General features: G+C 73.0%; 19 protein-coding genes. 8 read left to right on the top strand and 11 right to left on the bottom strand.

Going from position 1 to position 19,585, the window contains the following annotated elements; translation table 11 throughout:
• Positions 1-100: 100 nt before the first annotated feature.
• The 6 genes from OG373_RS11360 to OG373_RS11335 are packed head-to-tail and all read right to left on the bottom strand — an operon-like array spanning position 101 to position 5,892.
• Complete coding sequence (locus tag OG373_RS11360) at positions 101-1,108, bottom strand: pyridoxal-phosphate dependent enzyme (RefSeq protein ID WP_397732222.1); 1,008 nt, start codon at positions 1,106-1,108, stop codon at positions 101-103.
• Positions 1,029-2,057 carry a GHMP kinase gene (locus OG373_RS11355; RefSeq protein ID WP_405437925.1) on the bottom strand — a complete coding sequence of 343 codons (1,029 nt, stop codon included), beginning with the start codon at positions 2,055-2,057 and terminating at the stop codon, positions 1,029-1,031. The genes OG373_RS11360 and OG373_RS11355 overlap by 80 nt, the downstream gene beginning before the upstream one ends.
• A complete protein-coding gene (locus OG373_RS11350; protein WP_405437923.1) occupies positions 2,054-2,887 on the bottom strand; it encodes a Rossmann-like domain-containing protein in 834 nt (277 codons plus the stop codon). The genes OG373_RS11355 and OG373_RS11350 overlap by 4 nt, the downstream gene beginning before the upstream one ends.
• Entirely contained in the window at positions 2,884-3,744 is an 861-nt protein-coding gene (locus tag OG373_RS11345) for an ATP-binding cassette domain-containing protein (RefSeq protein ID WP_405437921.1), read from the bottom strand. The genes OG373_RS11350 and OG373_RS11345 overlap by 4 nt, the downstream gene beginning before the upstream one ends.
• Entirely contained in the window at positions 3,741-4,871 is a 1,131-nt protein-coding gene (locus tag OG373_RS11340; protein WP_405437919.1) for a FecCD family ABC transporter permease, read from the bottom strand. The genes OG373_RS11345 and OG373_RS11340 overlap by 4 nt, the downstream gene beginning before the upstream one ends.
• Entirely contained in the window at positions 4,861-5,892 is a 1,032-nt protein-coding gene (locus OG373_RS11335) for an ABC transporter substrate-binding protein (RefSeq protein ID WP_397732212.1), read from the bottom strand. Before OG373_RS11335 ends, OG373_RS11340 begins: the two co-directional genes overlap by 11 nt.
• A 168-nt stretch (positions 5,893-6,060) precedes the next feature.
• Between OG373_RS11335 and OG373_RS11330 the strand changes: the two genes are divergently transcribed.
• Positions 6,061-7,374 carry an MFS transporter gene (locus OG373_RS11330; protein ID WP_405437917.1) on the top strand — a complete coding sequence of 438 codons (1,314 nt, stop codon included), beginning with the start codon at positions 6,061-6,063 and terminating at the stop codon, positions 7,372-7,374.
• A 6-nt stretch (positions 7,375-7,380) separates the two neighbouring features.
• On the opposite strand, the gene OG373_RS11325 is transcribed toward OG373_RS11330, so the two are convergent.
• Complete coding sequence (locus OG373_RS11325) at positions 7,381-8,166, bottom strand: VOC family protein (RefSeq protein ID WP_405437916.1); 786 nt, start codon at positions 8,164-8,166, stop codon at positions 7,381-7,383.
• 176 nt (positions 8,167-8,342) lie between these two features.
• Between OG373_RS11325 and OG373_RS11320 the strand changes: the two genes are divergently transcribed.
• Positions 8,343-9,188, top strand: coding sequence for a sulfurtransferase (locus OG373_RS11320; protein WP_405437914.1), 846 nt, complete (start codon positions 8,343-8,345; stop codon positions 9,186-9,188).
• A gap of 99 nt (positions 9,189-9,287) precedes the next feature.
• Here OG373_RS11320 and sepH read toward each other — a convergent pair whose 3' ends face one another.
• Complete coding sequence (gene sepH / locus OG373_RS11315; RefSeq protein WP_397732204.1) at positions 9,288-10,313, bottom strand: septation protein SepH; 1,026 nt, start codon at positions 10,311-10,313, stop codon at positions 9,288-9,290.
• Positions 10,314-10,835: 522 nt separating this feature from the next.
• On the opposite strand from sepH, the gene OG373_RS11310 reads away from it, so the two are divergent.
• A complete protein-coding gene (locus OG373_RS11310; protein ID WP_405437912.1) occupies positions 10,836-11,648 on the top strand; it encodes a hypothetical protein in 813 nt (270 codons plus the stop codon).
• Between the two features lie 85 nt (positions 11,649-11,733).
• On the opposite strand, the gene OG373_RS11305 is transcribed toward OG373_RS11310, so the two are convergent.
• Positions 11,734-13,065 (bottom strand): D-arabinono-1,4-lactone oxidase, encoded by a 1,332-nt coding sequence (locus tag OG373_RS11305; RefSeq protein ID WP_405437911.1) that lies wholly within the window; start codon positions 13,063-13,065, stop codon positions 11,734-11,736.
• Entirely contained in the window at positions 13,013-14,269 is a 1,257-nt protein-coding gene (locus OG373_RS11300; RefSeq protein ID WP_405437910.1) for an MFS transporter, read from the bottom strand. The genes OG373_RS11305 and OG373_RS11300 overlap by 53 nt, the downstream gene beginning before the upstream one ends.
• 174 nt (positions 14,270-14,443) lie before the next feature.
• On the opposite strand from OG373_RS11300, the gene OG373_RS11295 reads away from it, so the two are divergent.
• Positions 14,444-15,598 (top strand): ferrochelatase, encoded by a 1,155-nt coding sequence (locus tag OG373_RS11295; protein WP_405437908.1) that lies wholly within the window; start codon positions 14,444-14,446, stop codon positions 15,596-15,598.
• A gap of 11 nt (positions 15,599-15,609) precedes the next feature.
• Entirely contained in the window at positions 15,610-16,413 is an 804-nt protein-coding gene (locus OG373_RS11290; RefSeq protein ID WP_405437907.1) for an inositol monophosphatase family protein, read from the top strand.
• Between the two features lie 158 nt (positions 16,414-16,571).
• Here the strand turns inward: OG373_RS11290 and OG373_RS11285 are convergent, their stop codons facing one another.
• Positions 16,572-16,751, bottom strand: a complete 180-nt coding sequence (locus OG373_RS11285; protein WP_030385668.1) for a hypothetical protein — start codon at positions 16,749-16,751, stop codon at positions 16,572-16,574.
• A 246-nt stretch (positions 16,752-16,997) separates the two neighbouring features.
• Here OG373_RS11285 and OG373_RS11280 point away from each other — a divergent pair, with 246 nt between their 5' ends.
• From OG373_RS11280 to OG373_RS11270, 3 genes are all read left to right on the top strand, one after another.
• Positions 16,998-17,651 (top strand): response regulator transcription factor, encoded by a 654-nt coding sequence (locus tag OG373_RS11280; protein WP_030008767.1) that lies wholly within the window; start codon positions 16,998-17,000, stop codon positions 17,649-17,651.
• Between the two features lie 5 nt (positions 17,652-17,656).
• A complete protein-coding gene (locus OG373_RS11275; RefSeq protein WP_397732194.1) occupies positions 17,657-18,901 on the top strand; it encodes a sensor histidine kinase in 1,245 nt (414 codons plus the stop codon).
• Positions 18,902-19,282: 381 nt separating this feature from the next.
• Positions 19,283-19,579 carry a DUF4193 domain-containing protein gene (locus OG373_RS11270; protein ID WP_030008769.1) on the top strand — a complete coding sequence of 99 codons (297 nt, stop codon included), beginning with the start codon at positions 19,283-19,285 and terminating at the stop codon, positions 19,577-19,579.
• Positions 19,580-19,585: the final 6 nt, after the last annotated feature.

The raw sequence follows: 19,585 nt of genomic DNA, 5'->3' as shown, positions 1-19,585 counted from the left end.
AGCGATCGCATCCAGGCCGCGACCGGAGCCCGGATATCAGCCACCGTCACCCGCGCGGCCCGGGGACGGCGAGGGACACATGGCCGATGGGTGATCAGGATCAGTCGAGCGGCTCCGTTCCCGCGGCCCTGTTCCAGCGCATCCGGGACCAGGGGAGCGCGAGTTCGGCCCGGGCGGTGACCGGGAGCGGGGACAGGGAGTCGACGGCGACCGCCTCGCGGTGGCGGGCGTACACGGTGTCCACGTAGCGGTGGCCGGTGTCCGCGGCGATGAACAGGACCGTGCGTTCCGGCGCCCGGGACCGTTCCCAGCGGGCCGCGAGGTAGCCGGCCCCGGTGGACAGGCCGGCGAACACCGCGTGCCGTCGGAGCAGATCGACGCTGCCGGCCAGGGCGGCGTCGAAGGAGATCCAGTGGAGCGTGTCGTACGACGCGTGGCTGACGTTCCCGAAGGGGATGGAGCTGCCGATCCCGGCGATGATGATCTCGGGGTCGGCGACGTGCTCGGCGCCGAAGGTGACGCTGCCGAAGGGCTGCACACCGACCAGTTCGACGTCGGGGGAGTCCTCCCGGAGGTAGCGGGCGAGGGCTCCGGTGGAGGCGCCCGACCCGACCCCGCCGACGACGGTGAGGCCGTCCCCGCCCGTCGATTCGCGGACCAGGTCGGACACGGCGCGGTAGCCCAGGTAGTGGATGTCGTCGTGGTACTGCCGCATCCAGTGGTACTCGGGATGCTCGGCGAGGATCTCGTGGATGCGCTCGACCCGCCGTTTCTGGTCCAGTTTCAGGTCGCTGGAGGGTTCCATCCGCTCCAGGGTCGCCCCGAGCACGGCGAGTTGGGTGCACAGCGTGTGGTCGACGGTCGTCGAGCCGACGATGTGACAGCGCATGCCGTGGCGGTGACAGGCCAGGGCGAGGGCGTACGCGTAGATCCCGCTGGAGCTGTCCAGCAGTGTGTCTCCGCGCCGCACCGCCCCGGTGTCGAGCAGATGGCGGACCGCGGCCAGGGCGGATACGACCTTCATGGTCTCAAAGCGCAGGCACAGGAGCCGGTCGTCGAGGCGTATCAGGTCCGGTCGGCCGATGGCCTCCGCGATGTGCTGGTCCACTCGGGAACTCCCTGGTCGTCTGAAGTGGCGTCGGAAAGGTCGTGAAGGTGCGGGTCGCGGCGATGCCGTTGCTCTCCAGGGCCCGTACACAGCTCCGGACCCGGCGGCGCAGCCCATCGGCCGCCGGGTCGAGCAGCAGACCGGCCACCGCGCCGCTGTGCGCGATCTGGACCCCCACCGCCCCGAGCCGCCGGCCGATATCGGTGAGCGTGTCGAACTCTGCGTGCTGCAGGAGCTGTTGGCCCCGGCGTGCGCTCGCACTCGCGACCCGGCCCAGCAGGGCCGCGTCCCCCGTGGCCACGGCTCGCCGCAGCAGCGCGCGCAGCCGCTCGAAGGCGCGTACGTCGCTCGCGTCGTGCGCCGGGACCGGCAGGGAGAGCGTGTCCACGGGCGCGCCCCCGCCCAGGGCGCAGCCCACGACGACGAGGGGCGGCAGGCGGGGGCCGAGCACCTCCAGTACCCGCCCCTCGCGCTGGGCGAAGAGCACCGGGCGGGCGTCGAGCATCAGCGGGTCGCAGGCCAGTTCGGCGCTCACCGCGAGCCGGGCGACGGTGTCGGGCGCCAGCCGCACTCCGTAGGAGTCCGCGACGGCGCGTACGACGGCGATGACGTCGCTGGTGGAGCTGCCCATGCCGAGGCCCACCGGGATGTCGGAGACGATCCGCAACTCCCCTCCGCAGAGCGCCTGCCGGCATCGCGGCGCGCACTCCGCCACGGCGAGTGCCGCCGCCCGGGCCGCCTTCGTACGGTCGCCCGGCAGCACGCCGATCCGCTCCGGCGCGGTGCCGGGGCGGCGGGTGAACTCCGCCCGGCTGCCCAGCCCGGCCATCGGCAGGGTGACCAGACCGGCGCACCGGCGCCCGCCGGCGTCGAGGAAGACGCCCTGGAGGATCTCGCCGTGGTGGCAGGGGGCGTGGCCGGCCCCGCGGCGAGCGGTGGGCGCGATCACGGCTGCGCCACCGCCCGGTAGCGGTAGAGGGTCGTCGGGTCGGCGCTGAACTGGGAGAAGGGGAAGGGTTCCGCGGACAGGGCGGTCACCCCGGAGCCGAGGAAGGCGCGGGCCACCGCGCTGCCGCTCTGCGCGTAGACGACCAGCGGGATGCCCCGGGTGCGGCAGCGGTCGAGGACGGTGTCGAAGGAGCCGTTGCCGAGGGTCATGCCGGTGGCGACGACGGCGTCGGCGCGCTCCAGCACCTCGTGCATGTCGGTGGTGACGGGATCGCCCCACCGGGTGGCCCTGAGGTTGAAGTCGCACGGCAGCGGTACGCCGCCCCGCTCGCGGATGGCCGCGACGAGCGGGTCGACCACGCCGATGAGGCCGACCCGGGCGCCCGCGCCGATGTCCAGCAGCCCTGCGATGGCCGCGTCGCGGGCCCGGGCGCGCACTTCGGGGGTGCCGACGGGGATGGTGACCGGCTCGGCCCCGGCGTCGCGGTGCGGGCGGCGCTCGGCCAGGTACGCGTCGAGGGCGGCGATCCGCAACGGGCGCGGCGCCTCGCGCAGCAGGACGTCGAGCGGGGCGCCCGAGGAGTCGCGGCAGACCGCCGGGTCGATCTCGCCGGGCTCGAAGGCGCAGCCGCCGAAGGAGCCGCCGAGGCGCACGAGGACGTACTGGTTGAGGTAGGTGGTGTCGCCGCCGGCCAGCCGGGTGCCGTGGTGGATCCAGAACACGCTGGTCGCGACGAGTTCGGAGGGCAACGGGCCGTGTTCACCGGCCAGTACGGACGCGATGAGGGCGTCGACGGTCTGTACGGGCGCGGTGGTGGTCCGGGTCGTCATGAGGTTCCTTCACGGAGTGTCGATACGGGTCGGGGCGCGGGCGTCAGCGCCCCCGGGGGTGCGGGTACGGATACGGATGTGGGTGCGGCGGTGCGCAGCGGCCCCCGGTAGCAGACCGCGGGCCGCCCCAGGGCGTCGGTGGCCAGTTCGGCGTCCACCTCGAAGATCCGGGCGAGGTGCTCGGCCGTGAGGACGGCGGCGGGGGTCCCGGAGGCGATCAGGCGGCCGTGGTGCATGAGCAGCAGCCGGTCGCAGTAGCGGGCGGCCAGGGTGAGGTCGTGCAGTGCGACCAGCACGGTCTGCCCGGTGCCGGCGAGCAGCTCCATGAGCTCCAACCGGTGCCTCACGTCGAGGTGGTTGGTGGGCTCGTCGAGCAGCAGGCCGTACGGTTGCTGGGCGAGCGCGCGGGCGATGTGGGCGCGCTGCCGCTCGCCGCCCGACAGCCCCTGCCAGGAGCGCCCGGCGAGCGCGGTCAGGCCCACACGGTCCAGTGCGGCGGCCACGACCGCCCGGTCGGTGGCGTCCGGTCCGCGCCGGCGGTCGCGGAAGGGCGTCCGGCCCAGCCCCACGACGTCGGCGACCCTCAGGTCGGTGTCGAGTCCGGAGTCCTGCTCGACGAAGGCGATCCGGCGGGCGATCCGCCGCGCGCTCCAGTCCCGTACGGGCAGGCCGTCGTAGTGCACCGTGCCCGCGTCGGGCACGCGCAGCCCGGCCAGGCAGCGCAGCAGCGAGGACTTGCCCGAGCCGTTGGGGCCGAGCAGGCCGACCGTCTCGCCCGGCGCGATGTCCAGCCCGACCCCGCGGACGACGGGCGTGCCCGAGGCCGACCAGCTCAGCCCTTCGGCGGTGATCCTCACAGCTCCCCCTTCCTGCGCAGGACGAGGAGGAACAGGGGGACGCCGAGCAGCGCGGTGATCACGCCGACCGGGATCTCGCGCGGTGCGAAGGCGATCCGCGCCAGGGCGTCGGTCCACACCAGGAACACCGCGCCCGCGAGTGCCGCGTGCGGGAGCAGGACCCGGTGGAGCGGGCCGACCAGGAGGCGCACCCCGTGCGGGACGATCAGCCCGACGAACCCGATGGCGCCGACGGTGGCCACCGCCACCGAGGTCAGCACGGCCGTCACCACGAGCAGCAGCATCCGGGTGCGCCGTACGCCGATCCCCAGGGAGGCGGCGGTGTCCGCGCCGAACGCGAGGCCGTCGAGGGCGTTCGCGCACAGCCAGGCGGCCGCGAGTCCGAGCGGGGTGACGAGCGCGCAGACCGCGACGGCGTCCCAGCGGGCCGGCGCCATCGAGCCCAGCAGCCAGTGGGTGAGCGCGCGCGTGGTGTCGGCGTCCGCGGAGGCCATCAGGACCAGCGAGGTCAGGGCGGTGAAGAGCTGCCCGACGACCACGCCGGTCAAGGCGATGCGGACCGAGTCCAGGCCGGTGCGGCGCAGCAGTGCCAGCAGCAGGCCGAAGGAGAGCAGGGCGCCGACGAGCGCGCCGCCGGTCACCCCGAGGGCGCCGGCGCCCGGTCCGGCCAGTGCCAGGGGCAGGGGCAGGACGGCCACGGTGACGGCGCCGGCCGAGGCGCCGGAGGACACACCGAGCAGGTACGGGTCGGCCAGCGCGTTGCGGGTGACGGCCTGCAGCACGGTGCCGCACACCGCGAGCGAGGCGCCGACCAGCGCCGCCATCAGGACCCGCGGCAGCCGCAGGTCCCAGACCAGCGAGTCCAGCAGCGGCGGCAGTGGTTCGGTGCCGAGTCCCAGCCGGGCCCCGAGCACCCGTCCGAGGTCGGTCCATCCCACGTCGGCGGCGCCGATCCGGGTACCGGCCGCCACCGAGGCGGCGAGTACGAGCACCCCGGCGAGGAACAGCCCCGCCCGGGCCGGCCCGCCGGCCCGCCCGGCCCGGACCGGCGGCGAGGGTGCGCCGTCCACCCGGACGTCGCGGGCGGCCGGCAGCAGCAGGTCCACCGTCCCCGGGTCAGCGGACATATCCGAGGTCCTTCATCGCGTCCGCCAGCAGCCCCAGGGTGTGCACGGAGCGTACGGACGGGTCCAGTTCGATGCCCGGCACCTCGATGACCCTGTTCTCGCGCACCGCCGCCAGCCGGGAGACCACCGGGTCCCCGGCCATCGCGGCACGCTTCTCGGCGGCGCTGTCGCCGGGCCGGCCGCGCTCGCTCAGATCGCCGATCACGATGAAGTCCGGGTCGCGCGCGGCGACTTCCTCCCAGGAGACCTCCGGCCAGTCCTCGGCCACGTCGTCGAAGGCGTTCTTCGCGCCGACGATGCGGCTCATCTCGCTGGGCAGACCGGTCCGGCCCGCCACGTACGGCATGCCGTTGAAGACCGAGTAGAGGTAGACGACGGTGGGCTGCCCACCGTCCGGGGCGGCGGCCCTGCCAGCGTTCTCACCGGCCGCGGCGACGGCGGCGCGCTGCTCGCGGGCGAGGGTGCCGGCCCGCTGCTCGCTGCCGAAGACCTTGCCGAGTTGCTCGTAGTCGGAGAAGAGAAGTTCGAAGGGGGTCTTTCCGGCCTCGTTCTGCTGTGGGCAGTCCACGGCGCTGACGAAGGCCGGGACCTTCACGGCGGCCAGCTCCTCCCGGGTGCCGGCGCGGTCCTTCGTGTAGAGGTCGGCGGAACCCGCCACCACGAAGTCGGGCGTGGCGGAACGCAGTTGCTCGCCGGTGGCGATCTTCGGGGCGATGACCGGGACCTTGGCGTAGGCGTCCCGGTAACGCGCCGGGATCTTCGTCTTGAGGTTGGCCGTACCGGCCATCCGGTCCTGGAGGCCCAGTTCCAGCAGGGTCTCGGTCGAGGCCTGGTCCAGCGCGACGGCGCGTTCCGGGGGCCGGTCGAAGGAGAGCTGCCGGCCGCAACTGCCGATGGCCGCCGCGGCCGAGGGCCTGTCGGCCGACGCGCGGTCCTCGGTGGTGGTGGCGGTCGAGCAGCCCGCTGCCGCGAGGGCCAGGGCGAGCGTGAGGGGAATGCCGGGTCGGGCGCGGTGGCGCATGGGTTCTCCGGTCTGGAAAGAGCGTGGAAGGCATGGGTGTGGTCGTGCACCGGGCAGGAGTGCCTCGTTGGAAAGGTACTGTAATGGTTATCGTTTTCATTAACACCCCCGGGTCGGGTCCATCGAGCCGCGATCCGGTACCTGCCGACGAACGAGGAGCACCCCACCGTGGCGACCACACCCCTGCACGGGACGACCGGGACGGCCGGGACGGCCGAGACCGGTCCGCCGCCCGCGCGTTCCGTCCTGCGCGACACCGCGTTCCTGCGCCTGTGGGCGGGCACCACCGCCTCCGGACTCGCGACCTGGGCCCTGCCCTTCGTCCTGGGCCTCGCGGTGCTGCACCGGGAACTCGGCGCGGCCGGCCTGGGACTGGTCCTCGCCGCCCGGACGGCCGGCTTCCTCGCCGCCGTCGCCGTCGGCGGCGTGCTGGCCGACCGTCACTCACGCCGCGCCGTCGTGTTCTGGTCCGCCCTCGCGGCCGCGGTCGCCGCTCCGCTGCTCGCCCTCGGGCTCGGCCGGTCGCTGGTGCTCATGACCCTGGCCGCCGCCCTCGCGGGCGCCGGACAGGGGGCCTGCCGCCCCGCCTTCCAGGCGCTCACCGCCGAGACCGTCGCCGCCGACCGCAGGCAGCAGGCCAACGCCGCCATGACCATGGCGGTACGGACCTCCACGCTGGCGGGCCCCACCCTGACGGCGCTGCTCGCGGCGTTCGTCGACGCCGGGACGCTGCTGCTGGGGATCGGCCTGCTCTGGCTGGTCGCCGCCCTCCTGCCGGGCCGGGGCGCCGCCCCGCGACCCGCCGCCGCATCACCCGCATCACCCGCACCGGCCGGATCGGCCGCCCCCGCCCTGCGCGCATCGCTGCGCGCCGAATTCGTCGACGGGATACGCGAGGCCCGCCGGCACCCCTGGTTCCTCGCCGGACTCGGCGCCCTGACCGCCGTGATCGCGCTCGGCTACTCCGCCACCGGCGTCGCCCTTCCCCTCGTCAGCCGCGACCGCTACGGCACCGAGTGGGTACTGGCCGCGGCCATGACCGCCTACACCGTGGGCGCCCTCGGCGGCGCCCTGGTCACCGCTCGCAGGCGACCCCGGTACGAGGGCTGGAGCGCCCTCGCCGGACTGGCCCTCTACGGCTTCGCGCCGCTGAGCCTGATGCTGCCGGTCCACCCGGCCGTGGTGATCGCCGCGTACGTCGTCGCCGGCATCGGGATCGAGCTGTTCAACGTGCCCTGGTTCACGGCCACCCAGCGCGAGGTCGCCCCGGACAAGCTCGCCCGTGTCTCCTCGCTGGACTTCCTGCTGTCCTACGGCCTCGCCCCGGTGGGCCTCGCCCTGATGGCCCCGGCCATCGGTGTCTTCGGCGTCACCCCGGTCCTCGCCGTGTGCGCCGGAGCCTGCTTCCTCGTACCCGCCGCGGCCGCCCTCGTGCCCACCGCCCGCCACTTCGGGCGGGCGCCCGGGCCGCGGGCGGACTGACCGGGCTCAGCGCCGGCCCGGGACGATGGCGAAGACCGCGCCCTCGGGGTCCGCGACCGTGGCCTGCCGGCCGCGCGGGCCCTCATGGGGCGGGTCGACGACGCGCCCGCCGAGCTCGACGACCCGGGCCGCGGCCACGTCGGTGTCCTCCACCTCGAAGTACGCCATCCAGTGCGGCCCCCGGTCGTGCGGCAGCGAGCGGCCGACACCGTGCACGGCGGCCACCGGGCGGCCCTCCAGATGCAGGGTCAGGTAGTCGAAGTCGTCGGAGGCCGTGGCGTGCGTCTGCGCCTCGTGGCCGAAGACGTGCTCGTAGAACTTCCCGACCGTCGAGGTGTCCTGGGTGACCAGCTCGTTCCACACCGGGGTGCCCGGCCCGCCGTGCAGCCGGGTGCCCATGCGGCTCTGCGCCTGCCACAGGCCGAAGATGGCGCCCAGCGGGTCGGAGCAGATCGCCACCCGCCCCGCGATCCCGGCGTCGAGGGGGCCCACCGCCACCGTGCCGCCGCAGGCGCGGATCGATTCGGCGGTCGCGTCGGCGTCGTCCGTGGCGAGGTACGTCGTCCAGGCCACCGGCAGGTGCCGGTCCGGCGGCATCTCGCCGATCCCGGCCACCTCGTGGCCGTTCAGTACCGCGCGGACGTACGGGCCGAGCTGCTCGGGGCCGGGTTCGTACTCCCAGCCGAACAGGTCGGCGTAGAAGTCCTCGGTGGTCCCGAGGCCGTGCACCATGAGGCTCACCCAGCACGGGGTACCGGGCGTGCGCCGGGTTGGTTCCGCTGCCTCGGTCATGTCAGCCGTCTCCTCCGTCGTGGCGCTTACCGGTGCTGATGCTTCCACTCCCGGGGACTCGGCGCGCCCCGACCGGGCCGCATCGAGGGGGCGTGGCACGGAGTTGACCGGATCGGTGCGGCCCGCCGATGACGGCCTTGTTACGCGTGTGCGGGGCGGGGAGGAAGATGGCCGGCATGACTGCGAAATCTGCGATCCTCTCCGCCTCCGAACTGAGGACCGAGCTGGCGGGCCCCCGCCCGCCGGTGCTGCTGGACGTCCGCTGGCAGCTCGGAGGCCCCGACCAGCGGCCCGCCTACGAGGCAGGACACCTGCCCGGGGCGGTGTACGTCGACCTCGACCGCGAACTGGCAGGTCCGCCCGGGTCGGGCGGGCGGCACCCGCTGCCGGACCCGAAGGCCTTCGGCGGGGCGATGCGGCGGGCGGGCGTCCCGGCGGACGGGCCGGTCGTTGTGTACGACGGCGGTCTGGGCTGGGCGGCCGCTCGCGCGTGGTGGTTGCTGCGTTGGACAGGTCACCCGAACGTGCGGGTTCTGGACGGCGGCCTGGCTGCCTGGACGGCGGCCGGCGGCGTGGTGACGACCGATCGGGTGACTCCTGCGGAGGGCGATTTCAAGCCAACTCCGGGGGCGGTCGGTCTGCTGGACGCGGACGCGGCGGCCCTGCGCCCGCGTGAAGGGGTCCTCCTGGACGCCCGGGCGGGCGAGCGCTACCGCGGCGAGGTCGAGCCCATCGACCCGGTCGGCGGCCACATCCCCGGCGCACTGTCGGCCCCGACCACGGAGAACGTGGGCCCGGACGGCCGGTTCCTGCCGGCGGACGCCCTGCGCGCCCGGTTCGCTGGGCTCGGCGCGTCCGAGGGGGCGGCGGTGGGGGTGTACTGCGGCTCGGGGGTATCCGCAGCGCACGAGGTACTGGCCCTGGAGGTGGCCGGCATCGAGTCCGACCTCTACGCGGGCAGTTGGTCCGAATGGTGCGCCGACCCGGCCCGCCCGGTGGCCACGGGCCCGGACCCCCGGTAGCCGGGACGGGGCCGGGCGTCCGCCCGGCCCCGGCGGGCCGGCGCGCTCACCGGTTCCGCCGTACCGTCCGGCCCGCCGCTCCGGGCGTCGGCGGGGCCGCTACTCCTGCTTCTTGCGGCGGGTGCCGAAGACGATCTCGTCCCAGCTCGGTACGGCCGCACGGCGCCCGGGGCGAACCCCGTCGGCCTCGGCCTGGCGGTCGGTGGTGCCGGTCAGCCGGTCGCGGTGACCCGCCACAGTACGGGGCATCAGGACATCGGCGTACGCGGCGCCCGCGCCCGCCGAGGCGGCGGGGGCCGGCGGCTCCTCGGCCTCCGGTTCGGTGTCCGGTGCCTCGGTGCGGTCCGGGACGACCATGTCGCCGCGGAAGCTCGGGACGGCTTCCAGCAGGCTGGTCAGGGTGTCCCGTTCCTCCTCGGGTTCCGGTGCGGGTGCCGGCCGGCTGTCGGCCCGGTCCAGCTGCCGGTCCAGGGCGCGGTCCAGCGGCCGGTCGCGCGGCAGCCGCGCGATCCTCGGTACGAAGGGGAAGCTCGGCTCCGGCGCCGCCGGCAGGTCCTCCGACTCGCCGATCAGCGAACGGGCCTCGTCGTCGACGGCCACGACCAGCCGGCGCGGCGGGTCGTAGGTCCAGCTCGCCGAGTGCGGTTCGCCCGCGACCCGGTAGACGAGGAGGACCTCCCAGGTGCCGTCGTCGCGGCGCCAGGAGTCCCACTGGACGGATTCCTTCTCGGCGCCGCGCAGGGTCAGCCGCTCCTGCACGGCCTCGCCGAGCTGCGGACCGGTGTTCTCGCCGGGGCGGCGCACGGGGGTCTTGCGGGCACGCTCGGCCATGAAGGCGCGCTCGGCGAGCACCGGACCCTCGAAGCGGCGCACGCGGTCGACGGGGATGCCGGCGAGTTGGGCGACCTCCTCCGCGGAGGCACCGGCTCGTATGCGGGCCTGGATGTCGCGGGGGCGGAGGTGGCTCTCCACCTCGATCTCGATCTGGTTCAGGCGCGCGCGATCGTTGCGGACGGCGGCCCGGAGCCGCTCGTCGATCGGAAGCGTGTACTCCGTGCTGTCCGCAGCCTTGAGCACCAGTCGTGTGCCGTCATTTGAGACGGCCACGACACGCAGTTCGGGCATGGGGACCTCCCGGGTGGTGCCTGCCGACGTCACGTGCGTCGCTGCTTCCGCTAGTCGAGTGTGGCCTGCCCGGGTGCAGCCTGCCACAACCTTGCCGAGTTAAACCGGCGTGTCGGGCATGCGCCCTTGATCGCCGTTATGGCACGGTTACCTGTTGGGCACGCACAGTGACCGAGTGGTTACTGTGCGCAGCAGGAATCCGTGCAATACCGCGGCATCACCGGTCTTTGAGTGCCGTGTTCCATCAATCGGCCCCCTCTCCCGAGTCCGGACATCCGAAAGGAAGGACGGCCCCAGGGCTCGCCACAGTACTCCATTCGGGCCACCTGGGTGGACCGCCGCGCCGCCGAACTTTGCTCGGACGGCGGGAGTTGGCGTGCCCTCGATCGGGTCCGACCTGCACCCGTGGTCCGTTTTCGGGTGTCTTGCTTCACATAATCACCAGAAACGGAACTATCTGCTTCGCTCAGGGGTCGGTAACTCCTGGAAGAGGAGAAGCGCGAGAGGCGGGACACACCGGGGATGTCGATGGGTCAGAAGGCGACGCGGGACGTCGAGGACGAACCGGAGAAGAAGAAGCTCGACCTGAGCGCGGCCCAGGTCGCCGGCTCCTCCCTCGCCACCGTCGCGGCGGCCCTGCTCGCCTCGAAGATGGGCGTCTACGGGACCATCCTCGGGGCCGGTGTGGTCAGCGTCGTCGCCACCGCGGGCGGGCCCGTCATCCAGCACCTCTTCCGGCGCACCGGCGACCAGCTGCGCGAGAGCACCCGGACCGGGGCCCGCCGGGTACCGCTGCCCCGCGAGGAGCCGCGGGCCGCGGACGAGGGGACGGAGCGGGGCGCCGCGCCCACGGAGGAGTTCGGCGAGGCCACCGTGCACGGCACCCGGGTACGGGGCTGGAAGCGCACCGCGGTCGCCTCCGGCGCGGCCTTCGCCATCGCCGTCGGCGGCCTCGGCACCTACGAGGCGATGGCCGGCACCTCGGTCAGCAGCGGTGGCGGCACCCTTTTCTCCGGCGGCACCCGCAAGGCGGGCGAGGACCGCCCCGCCCCGCCCCGGGACGAGCCGGGCTCCGACGGGAAGGGCGGGCGGAGCCCCGGGTCCGGGACCTCGCCGAGCCCCTCGCACCCGCGGGGCGAGCACAGCCCGAGCCCCGGGCCGAGCCCCTCGGGCTCCGGCGACCCGGGCAACTCCGGGGCCTCCGGGGAGCCGACGCCCGCTCCCTCCCCGTCGAAGCAGGCCCCGACCTCGTCCCCGAGTCCCACGCCGTCGGCCCCGGCGCCCGGTCCGGACGCGTCGACACCGACCGCGCGGCAGAGCGCTCCACCGTCGTGAGCCGTCGTGAGCCGTCGTGAGCCGTCGTGAGCCGTTGTGAGCGGCGGTGCAGTGGCGGTGAGCTGCCGTGCGGCGCCGGGACCGGTCAGTCGCCCAGGACCCGCCGCAGGTAGTCGTTGCCGAAGACCCGGTCCGGGTCCAGCCGGTCGCGCAGCGCGGTGAACTCACCGAACCGCGGGTAGACCTCGGCGAAGTACTGCGCGTCCCGGGTGTGCACCTTGCCCCAGTGCGGACGGCCGCCGTGCGCGGTGAAGATGCGCTCGGCGGCCGTGAAGTAGCCCTGGTAGGGGGTGCCCTTGTACATGTGCACCGCGATGTACGCCGTGTCGCGGCCGGACGCGGTCGACAGCGTGATGTCGTCCGCCGGGGCCGTCCGCACCTCCACGGGGAAGCTGATCCGCAGCCCCGAGCGGTCGACCATCGCCCGCAGCTCCCGCAGGGCCTCGACCACCCGCTCGCGCGGGAGGGCGTACTCCATCTCCACGAACCGCACCCGGCGCGGGCTGGTGAACACCTTGTACGGGATGTCCGTATAGGTGCGTGCCGACAGGGCGCGGCTGGCGACGCGGGCGATGGAGGGGATGGTGGCCGGGACCGCGCGGCCCAGCGAGTTGACGGCCTGGAAGAGGCCGTTGGAGAGCAACTCGTCCTCGATCCAGGCGCTCACCGGGCCGGGCGGGGCGGCCGGGCCCTGGCTGCGGTTGTTCCGCTTGGTGTTGCAGTTGCCGGTGTGCGGGAACCAGTAGAACTCGAAGTGCTCGTTCTCCGCGAAGTGCTCCTCGAACTCGGCCGTCACCCGGTCGAACCCCATCGGCTCCTCCCGGGCGGTCAGGAAGAAGATCGGCTCCACGGCGAAGGTGATCGCGGTGACGATGCCGAGCGCGCCGATGCCGAGCCGGGCCGCCGCGAAGACCTCGGGTTCCTCCTTCTCGGAGCAGGTCAGCAGCCGGCCGTCGGCGGTGACCAGTTCCAGGCCCCGGATCTGGGCGGCGATGGAGGCCGAGTCGCGGCCGGTTCCGTGCGTGCCGGTGCTGGTGGCGCCGGAGACCGTCTGCTCCATGATGTCGCCCATGTTGGTGAGCGACAGGCCCTCCCGGGCCAGGGCCACGTTGAGGTCCTTGAGGACCGTGCCCGCCGCCACCGTGACGGTCCCGGCGGACCGGTCGATCGACCGGATCCCGGCCAGGGCCTGCGGGCGTACGAGTACCCCGTCGGTGGCGGCGGCCGCGGTGAAGGAGTGGCCGGTGCCGACCGCCTTCACCCGAAGCCCGTCCTCGGCGGCCCGGCGGACCGCCTCCTGGAGTTCCCCGACCGAGGCCGGGGTCACCACGCGGGCCGGTGTGGCGGTGATGTTGCCCGCCCAGTTATGCCACGCGGTCCGTTCCCCGCTGCTCTTCCCTGCTGTCGCCGTCCCCATCGGTTGCTGGCTCCTCCCCTTGCGCCGGCCTCGTCAGCCGGCGGTATCCCGCGAACGCAACCGCCGCCGCGGCCACTCCCGCCGATACGGAGACGACGTACCCGGTCTGCGCACCTGCTGCGTCGACGACCCAGCCGGTCACGGAGGACCCGAGCGCGATTCCGACCGCGAGGCCGGTGCTGATCCAGGTCATGCCCTCGGTCAGCTTCGCGTGTGGCACGTGCGCCTCGATCAGGGCCATCGTGGTGATCATCGTGGGAGCGATGGCGAGGCCCGAGACGAAGAGCGCCACGGCCAGAAACGGAAGGTTCCCGGCCAGTAGGAGGGGGATCATACTCACGGCCATCGAACTGATGCCCAGTACCCAGCGAGGTTCGGCCCGCCCCTTGAAGTGCATGAGGCCGAAGACGATGCCCGCGAGGCAGGATCCGAACGCCCAGATCGCCAGGAACACCCCGCCGAGGGGCTTGCTGCCGTGCTCCTCGGCGAAGGCCAGGGTGGCGACGTCCACGGAGCCGAAGATCGCGCCGGTCGCGACGAAGGTCGCCACCAGGACCTGGAGGCCGGGGGAGCGCAGCGCCGAGGACCGGTCCGTGTGCTCCTGGTGCGGATGCGGTTCGGGCTCGGTGGCGGTCAGTGCCGTCAGCCACCACACGCCCGTCACCAGGCAGGCGAGGGCGACCACCGGACCGGCCTCGGGGAACCAGCCGGCCGACAGCGTCGCGGCCAGCGGGGGGCCGACGATGAAGCAGAGCTCGTCGACGATCGACTCGAACGAGTACGCCGTGTGCAGCTGCGGGGTGTCGCGGAACAGGGCCGTCCAGCGGGCCCGGACCATCGACCCGACGCTGGGCACGCATCCGGCGACGACGGCGAAGACGAAGAGCGTCCAGCTCGGCCAGCCGCCCGCCGACGCCACCAGCAGTCCGGTCACCGCGGCGGCCGCGATCAGGGTGGCCGGGCGCAGCACCCGCCGCTGGCCGTACTGATCGACGAGCCGGGACACCTGGGGGCCCACGGCCGCGGCGGACAGGGCGATGGTGGCGGTGATGCCGCCGGCGAGGGCGTAGCTGCCGCCCAGCTCGGTGATCATCGTGAGGACACCGATGCCCACCATGGACAGCGGCATCCGGCCCAGCAGGCCGGCGGCTGTGAACCCCTTGGTGCCGGGGGTCGCGAATATCGCGCGGTAGGGACTGGGCAAGGTGGTGCCCTCCGTAAGGGACGTGGTTGGCTCAGACAGATTACGTCTGCCGACAAGGCGCCCGCATGGGGAAAATACCGACAGGAAGTTAGGGTGACCTTACCTGTTGTCCGAAGCGTGGGACGGGCCGGGTCCGTTGCCCGGTCGTGGACCCCGGGTGGCAGGATTCGAGGCATGTCAGACCAGCTCCGTGACCCCGACGGCGGCTCCGCCGCCCCTTACGACGCCCTCCTGCTGCTGTCCTTCGGCGGCCCCGAGGGACCCGACGACGTCGTGCCCTTCCTGGAGAACGTCACGCGCGGCCGCGGCATCCCGCGCGAGCGGCTCAAGGAGGTCGGTCAGCACTACTTCGGGTTCGGCGGGGTCAGCCCGATCAACGGGCAGAACCGCGAGCTGCTGGACGCGCTGCGCAAGGACTTCGCCGGGCACGGGCTGGACCTGCCGGTCTACTGGGGCAACCGGAACTGGGCCCCGTACCTGACCGACGTGATGCGGGAGATGGCCGCCGACGGACGCCGCCGCATCGCGGTGCTCGCGACCAGCGCCTACGCCTCGTACTCGGGCTGCCGCCAGTACCGCGAGAACCTCGCCGACGCGCTGGCCACCCTGGCCGAGGAGGGCGTGGAGCTCCCGCGGGTCGACAAGCTGCGCCACTACTTCAACCACCCCGGCTTCGTGGAGCCCATGATCGACGGGGTGGTGGCCTCGCTCGCCGAGCTTCCCGAGGAGGTGCGCTCCGGCGCACACCTCGCCTTCACCACCCACTCGATCCCGACCGCCGCCGCGGACACCTCCGGCCCCGTGGAGGACCACACCGAGGGCGGCGAGGGCGGGGCGTACGTCAAGCAGCACCTCGACGTGGCCCGGGTGATCGCGGACGAGGTCGCCGCACGGACCGGGGTCGCGCACTCCTGGGAGCTCGTCTACCAGTCCCGCAGCGGCGCCCCGCACATCCCGTGGCTGGAGCCGGACATCTGCGACCACCTGGAGGCCCTGCACGCCGCCGGTGCGCCCGCCGTCGTCATGGTGCCCATCGGCTTCGTCTCCGACCACATGGAAGTCCTCTACGACCTGGACACCGAGGCCACCGCGAAGGCGGCCGAGCTGGGCCTGCCCGTCCGGCGGTCCGCGACCGTCGGCGCCGATCCGCGCTTCGCCGGGGCGGTACGGGAGCTGGTGCTGGAGCGGGCCGCCAGGGAACGCGGGGAGCCGGCCGCGGAGTGCTGGGTGGGCACGCTCGGCCGAAGTCATGACCTGTGCGCGGTGGGCTGCTGCCCGGCGCGGGGCCCCCGGCCGGCGGCCGCGGGCGTGGACAGTCCGTACGCGTAGGAAGTGGGACCGTGATCTCTGACGAGCTGAAGGCCGAACTGCTGGACGTGGGCCTGGAGGCCGCCCGGCAGGCCGGGGCTCTGCTGCGCGACGGCCGCCCGGCCGATCTGGCGGTGGCGGCGACGAAGAGCAGCCCGATCGACGTGGTGACCGAGATGGACATCGCCGCTGAGAAGCTGATCACCGGCATCCTCGCCGAACGGCGGCCCGAGGACGGGCTGCTGGGCGAGGAGGGCGCGGACACCCCGGGAACGAGCGGGGTGCGCTGGGTCGTCGACCCGCTGGACGGCACCGTGAACTACCTCTACGGCCTTCCGAGCTGGGGCGTGTCCATCGCGGCGGAGTACGGGGGCGAGACCGTGGTGGGCGTCGTGGCGGCGCCGATGCGCGGGGAGACCTACCACGCGGTGCTTGGCGGCGGGGCGTGGCTGGGTACGACGCGCCTCGCCTGCCGGCCGGCGGCGCCGCTGGACCAGGCGCTGCTCGGGACCGGCTTCGCGTACGTGCAGACCCGGCGGGCCCACCAGGCCGAGGTCGTGGCGCGGATCATCCCGCTGGTGCGGGACATCCGGCGGGGCGGGTCGGCGGCGCTGGACCTGTGCGACGTGGCGGCCGGGCGGCTGGACGGGTACTACGAGCGGGGGCTCAACCCGTGGGACCTGGCGGCCGGTGACCTGATCGCGCGGGAGGCCGGGGCCCTGACGGGGGGCCGTCCGGGTGAGCCGGCCTCGGGTGAGCTGACCCTGGCCGCCACCCCGGCCGTCTTCGCCTCGCTGCAGCCGCTGCTGGAGGAGTCCGGGGCCTGGCACGACTGAACGCACTGAACCCCGGATGCCCGAGTGGGCGTCCGGGGTTCAGGCCGTGCAGAGGTGCAGAGGTCGTGCGGAGGTCGTGCAGGGTCGAACAGCGGCAGAAGCCGTGCTGAAGTCGTGCAGAGGCCGTACGGGAAGTGCGGGTCCGGCAGATCGGGGGATCAGCAGGCGGGCACGGCGGCCGAGACCGGGACGCCGTGTTCGGCGGCCAGGCGCTGGAGGTCCTCCAGCTCCGCCTGTTCCACTTCCGCGAGGAAGTCGTCGCCCGTCTCGCGGGCGTGCCTGAGGTCCGACTGCGTGGTCCTGATGCGCTGCAGGAGACCCGCGGTGAATGCGTCCATGGTGGGTTCGCCCCCTCTTCGTGGGTCGGCGGCGGCACGTGGCTGTCCGCCGTCAGGGAGTGGATGGGGTGTGATCTCGTCCTCCCCTGCACCCTGGGCCCAGAAACCTCGCGAGGCCAAGGAATCCTCACTTCCGCCCCGCCGGCCCCGTGCGCGGACCGCCTTACAGCCGGTTTATGGCCGAAACGGGCAGGATGGGCGACGCAATACACGTGTGCCCTTCTGGGCTCGGAGGAAGGAAACGACGTGCGCGTACTCGTCGTCGAGGACGAGCAGCTGCTCGCCGATGCGGTGGCCACCGGCCTGCGCCGGGAGGCCATGGCCGTGGACGTCGTGTACGACGGCGCCGCCGCCCTGGAGCGGGTCGGGGTCAACGACTACGACGTGGTCGTGCTCGACCGGGACCTCCCGCTCGTGCACGGTGACGATGTGTGCCGGAAGATCGTCGAGCTCGGCATGCCCACCCGCGTGCTGATGCTGACCGCCTCCGGCGACGTGAGCGACCGGGTGGAGGGCCTGGAGCTCGGCGCGGACGACTACCTGCCCAAGCCCTTCGCCTTCACCGAGCTGACCGCCCGCGTACGGGCGCTCGGCCGGCGCACCACGGTCGCGCTGCCGCCCGTACTGGAGCGGGCCGGCATCAAGCTGGACCCGAACCGGCGCGAGGTGTTCCGTGAGGGCAAGGAGGTCCAGCTGGCCCCGAAGGAGTTCGCGGTGCTGGAGGTCCTCATGCGCAGCGAGGGCACCGTCGTCTCGGCCGAGCAGCTGCTGGAGAAGGCCTGGGACGAGAACACCGACCCCTTCACCAACGTCGTGCGGGTGACCGTCATGACCCTGCGCCGCAAGCTGGGCGAGCCGCCGGTCATCGTCACCGTGCCCGGTTCCGGATACCGGATTTGAAGCGCGTGCCCGTCACCCCGGCGCCACCGGTCGCACCACCGAAACCGACCTGGGACCCCGGCCAGCCCGAGGGTCCTTTCCCGTGGCTGCGGCCGACCATCCGCATACGCCTCACCCTGCTGTACGGCGGGATGTTCCTGATCGCGGGCATCCTGCTGCTGTCGATCATCTACCTGCTGGCCGCGCAGGCGCTGCGGCAGGGCAACGCGCTGCCGTTCCAGATCGTCGGCGGCCAGGTGAAGGTCTCCAGCACCAACTGCTCGGGCGTGATGGGCGGGCCGCTGGAGCCGGAGCAGTTCAACGCGGCGGTCAACAAGTGCGTCCTCGAACAGCGCCGGCACGCCTTGGACGACCTGCTGAGCCGGTCGCTCATGGCCCTGCTGGGCCTGAGCATCATCGCGTTCGCCTTCGGCTACGCGATGGCCGGCCGGGTGCTCTCGCCGCTCGGCAAGATCACCCGGACCGCGCGCCGGGTGGTGGGCTCCGACCTGACCCGGCGGATCGAGCTGGACGGGCCGGACGACGAGCTCAAGGAGCTCGCCGACACCTTCGACGAGATGCTCGACCGGCTGGAGCGGGCCTTCACGGCTCAGCAGAGGTTCGTAGCGAACGCCTCGCACGAGCTGCGGACACCGCTCGCGATCAACCGGACACTGCTGGAGGTACACCTCTCCGATCCCGGGGCCCCCGTCGAGCTCCAGCAGCTCGGCAAGACCCTGCTGGCCACCAACGAGCGCAGTGAGCAGCTGGTCGAGGGCCTGCTGCTGCTGGCCCGCAGCGAGAACCAGATCGTCGAGCGCAAACCCGTGGACCTGGCGGAGGTCGCCTCGCGCGCCGTCGACCAGGTGCGCGGTGAGGCCGAGGCGAAGGGCGTGGAGATCCGCGGCGAGCGCGCGCCGGCCGTCGTGCAGGGCAACGGGGTACTGCTGGAGCGGATCGCCCTCAACCTGGTGCAGAACGCCGTCCGGTACAACGTGCCGGAGGACGGCTGGGTGGAGGTCGTCACCGAGGCCCAGCACGATCAGGCGGTCCTCCTGGTATCGAACACGGGTCCCGTTGTTCCCGCGTACGAGGTGGACAACCTCTTCGAGCCCTTCAGGCGGCTGCGTACGGAGCGCACAGGCAGCGACAAGGGTGTCGGGCTGGGTCTGTCGATCGCGCGCTCCGTGGCGCGCGCACACGGCGGCAGGATCCAGGCGATGCCCCGGGAAGGCGGTGGCCTCGTGATGCGTGTCACTCTTCCCTTGTGAGGACCCTGTCACGTGTTCGCTTTTGGCTGAATGCTTGCCCTGTGAAAGCAACCGGACCTGTGTGATCGATCACAGTGCCCGGTGTCGGCCCATGTGCGTTCAGTGACCCAGGCGCGGCCGGAACGCCCGGGAAGTCCGGGTTTCCGGCCCCTCGGATGGCGGGAAATACACGGGGTGGCGTTTGTGCATGACGGCACCCGGACCGTGTACGGTCCCGCTCGTCATCCCAGCCAATCGCCCTTCAGGCGGGCGGCTGGGTGTCGATTGAGTAACAGACCTTGATGTGAGGCAAAATCTCCGCCTCAGGTCGGGCACAAGTCCGGCCTCTCGTGCGTTACGTGCGCTGAGACACCGCTAACACCCAGAGGGGGAGAGCGAACAATGGCAACGGACTACGACACCCCGCGCAAGACCGACGATGACGTCGACAACGACAGCATCGAAGAACTGAAGGCTCGGCGCAACGAGAAGTCGACCTCGTCCGCGGACATGGACGAATTCGACTCTGTCGAAAGCATGGAGCTTCCCGGTGCGGACCTCTCCAATGAGGAGCTGGCCGTCCGGGTCCTGCCCAAGCAGGCCGATGAGTTCACCTGCATGAGCTGCTTCCTGGTGCACCACCGCAGCCAGCTGGCACGTGAGAAGAACGGTCAGCCGATCTGTCGCGACTGCGACTGAGAGGCG

This window comes from Streptomyces avidinii (assembly GCF_045161815.1).
Classification (GTDB): Bacteria; Actinomycetota; Actinomycetes; order Streptomycetales; family Streptomycetaceae; genus Streptomyces; species Streptomyces avidinii.
The sequence above is the reverse complement of the archived record's forward strand: the minus strand, read 5'-3'. Positions and strand labels throughout refer to the sequence as shown.

Coding starts and splice junctions, on each gene's coding strand:
- OG373_RS11350 (WP_405437923.1), bottom strand. CDS start 2,887: ATGACGACCCGGACCACCACCGCGCCCGTACAGACCGTCGACGCCCTC.
- OG373_RS11340 (WP_405437919.1), bottom strand. CDS start 4,871: ATGTCCGCTGACCCGGGGACGGTGGACCTGCTGCTGCCGGCCGCCCGC.
- OG373_RS11335 (WP_397732212.1), bottom strand. CDS start 5,892: ATGCGCCACCGCGCCCGACCCGGCATTCCCCTCACGCTCGCCCTGGCC.
- OG373_RS11325 (WP_405437916.1), bottom strand. CDS start 8,166: ATGACCGAGGCAGCGGAACCAACCCGGCGCACGCCCGGTACCCCGTGC.
- OG373_RS11320 (WP_405437914.1), top strand. CDS start 8,343: ATGACTGCGAAATCTGCGATCCTCTCCGCCTCCGAACTGAGGACCGAG.
- sepH (WP_397732204.1), bottom strand. CDS start 10,313: ATGCCCGAACTGCGTGTCGTGGCCGTCTCAAATGACGGCACACGACTG.
- OG373_RS11310 (WP_405437912.1), top strand. CDS start 10,836: ATGTCGATGGGTCAGAAGGCGACGCGGGACGTCGAGGACGAACCGGAG.
- OG373_RS11305 (WP_405437911.1), bottom strand. CDS start 13,065: ATGGGGACGGCGACAGCAGGGAAGAGCAGCGGGGAACGGACCGCGTGG.
- OG373_RS11295 (WP_405437908.1), top strand. CDS start 14,444: ATGTCAGACCAGCTCCGTGACCCCGACGGCGGCTCCGCCGCCCCTTAC.
- OG373_RS11285 (WP_030385668.1), bottom strand. CDS start 16,751: ATGGACGCATTCACCGCGGGTCTCCTGCAGCGCATCAGGACCACGCAG.
- OG373_RS11270 (WP_030008769.1), top strand. CDS start 19,283: ATGGCAACGGACTACGACACCCCGCGCAAGACCGACGATGACGTCGAC.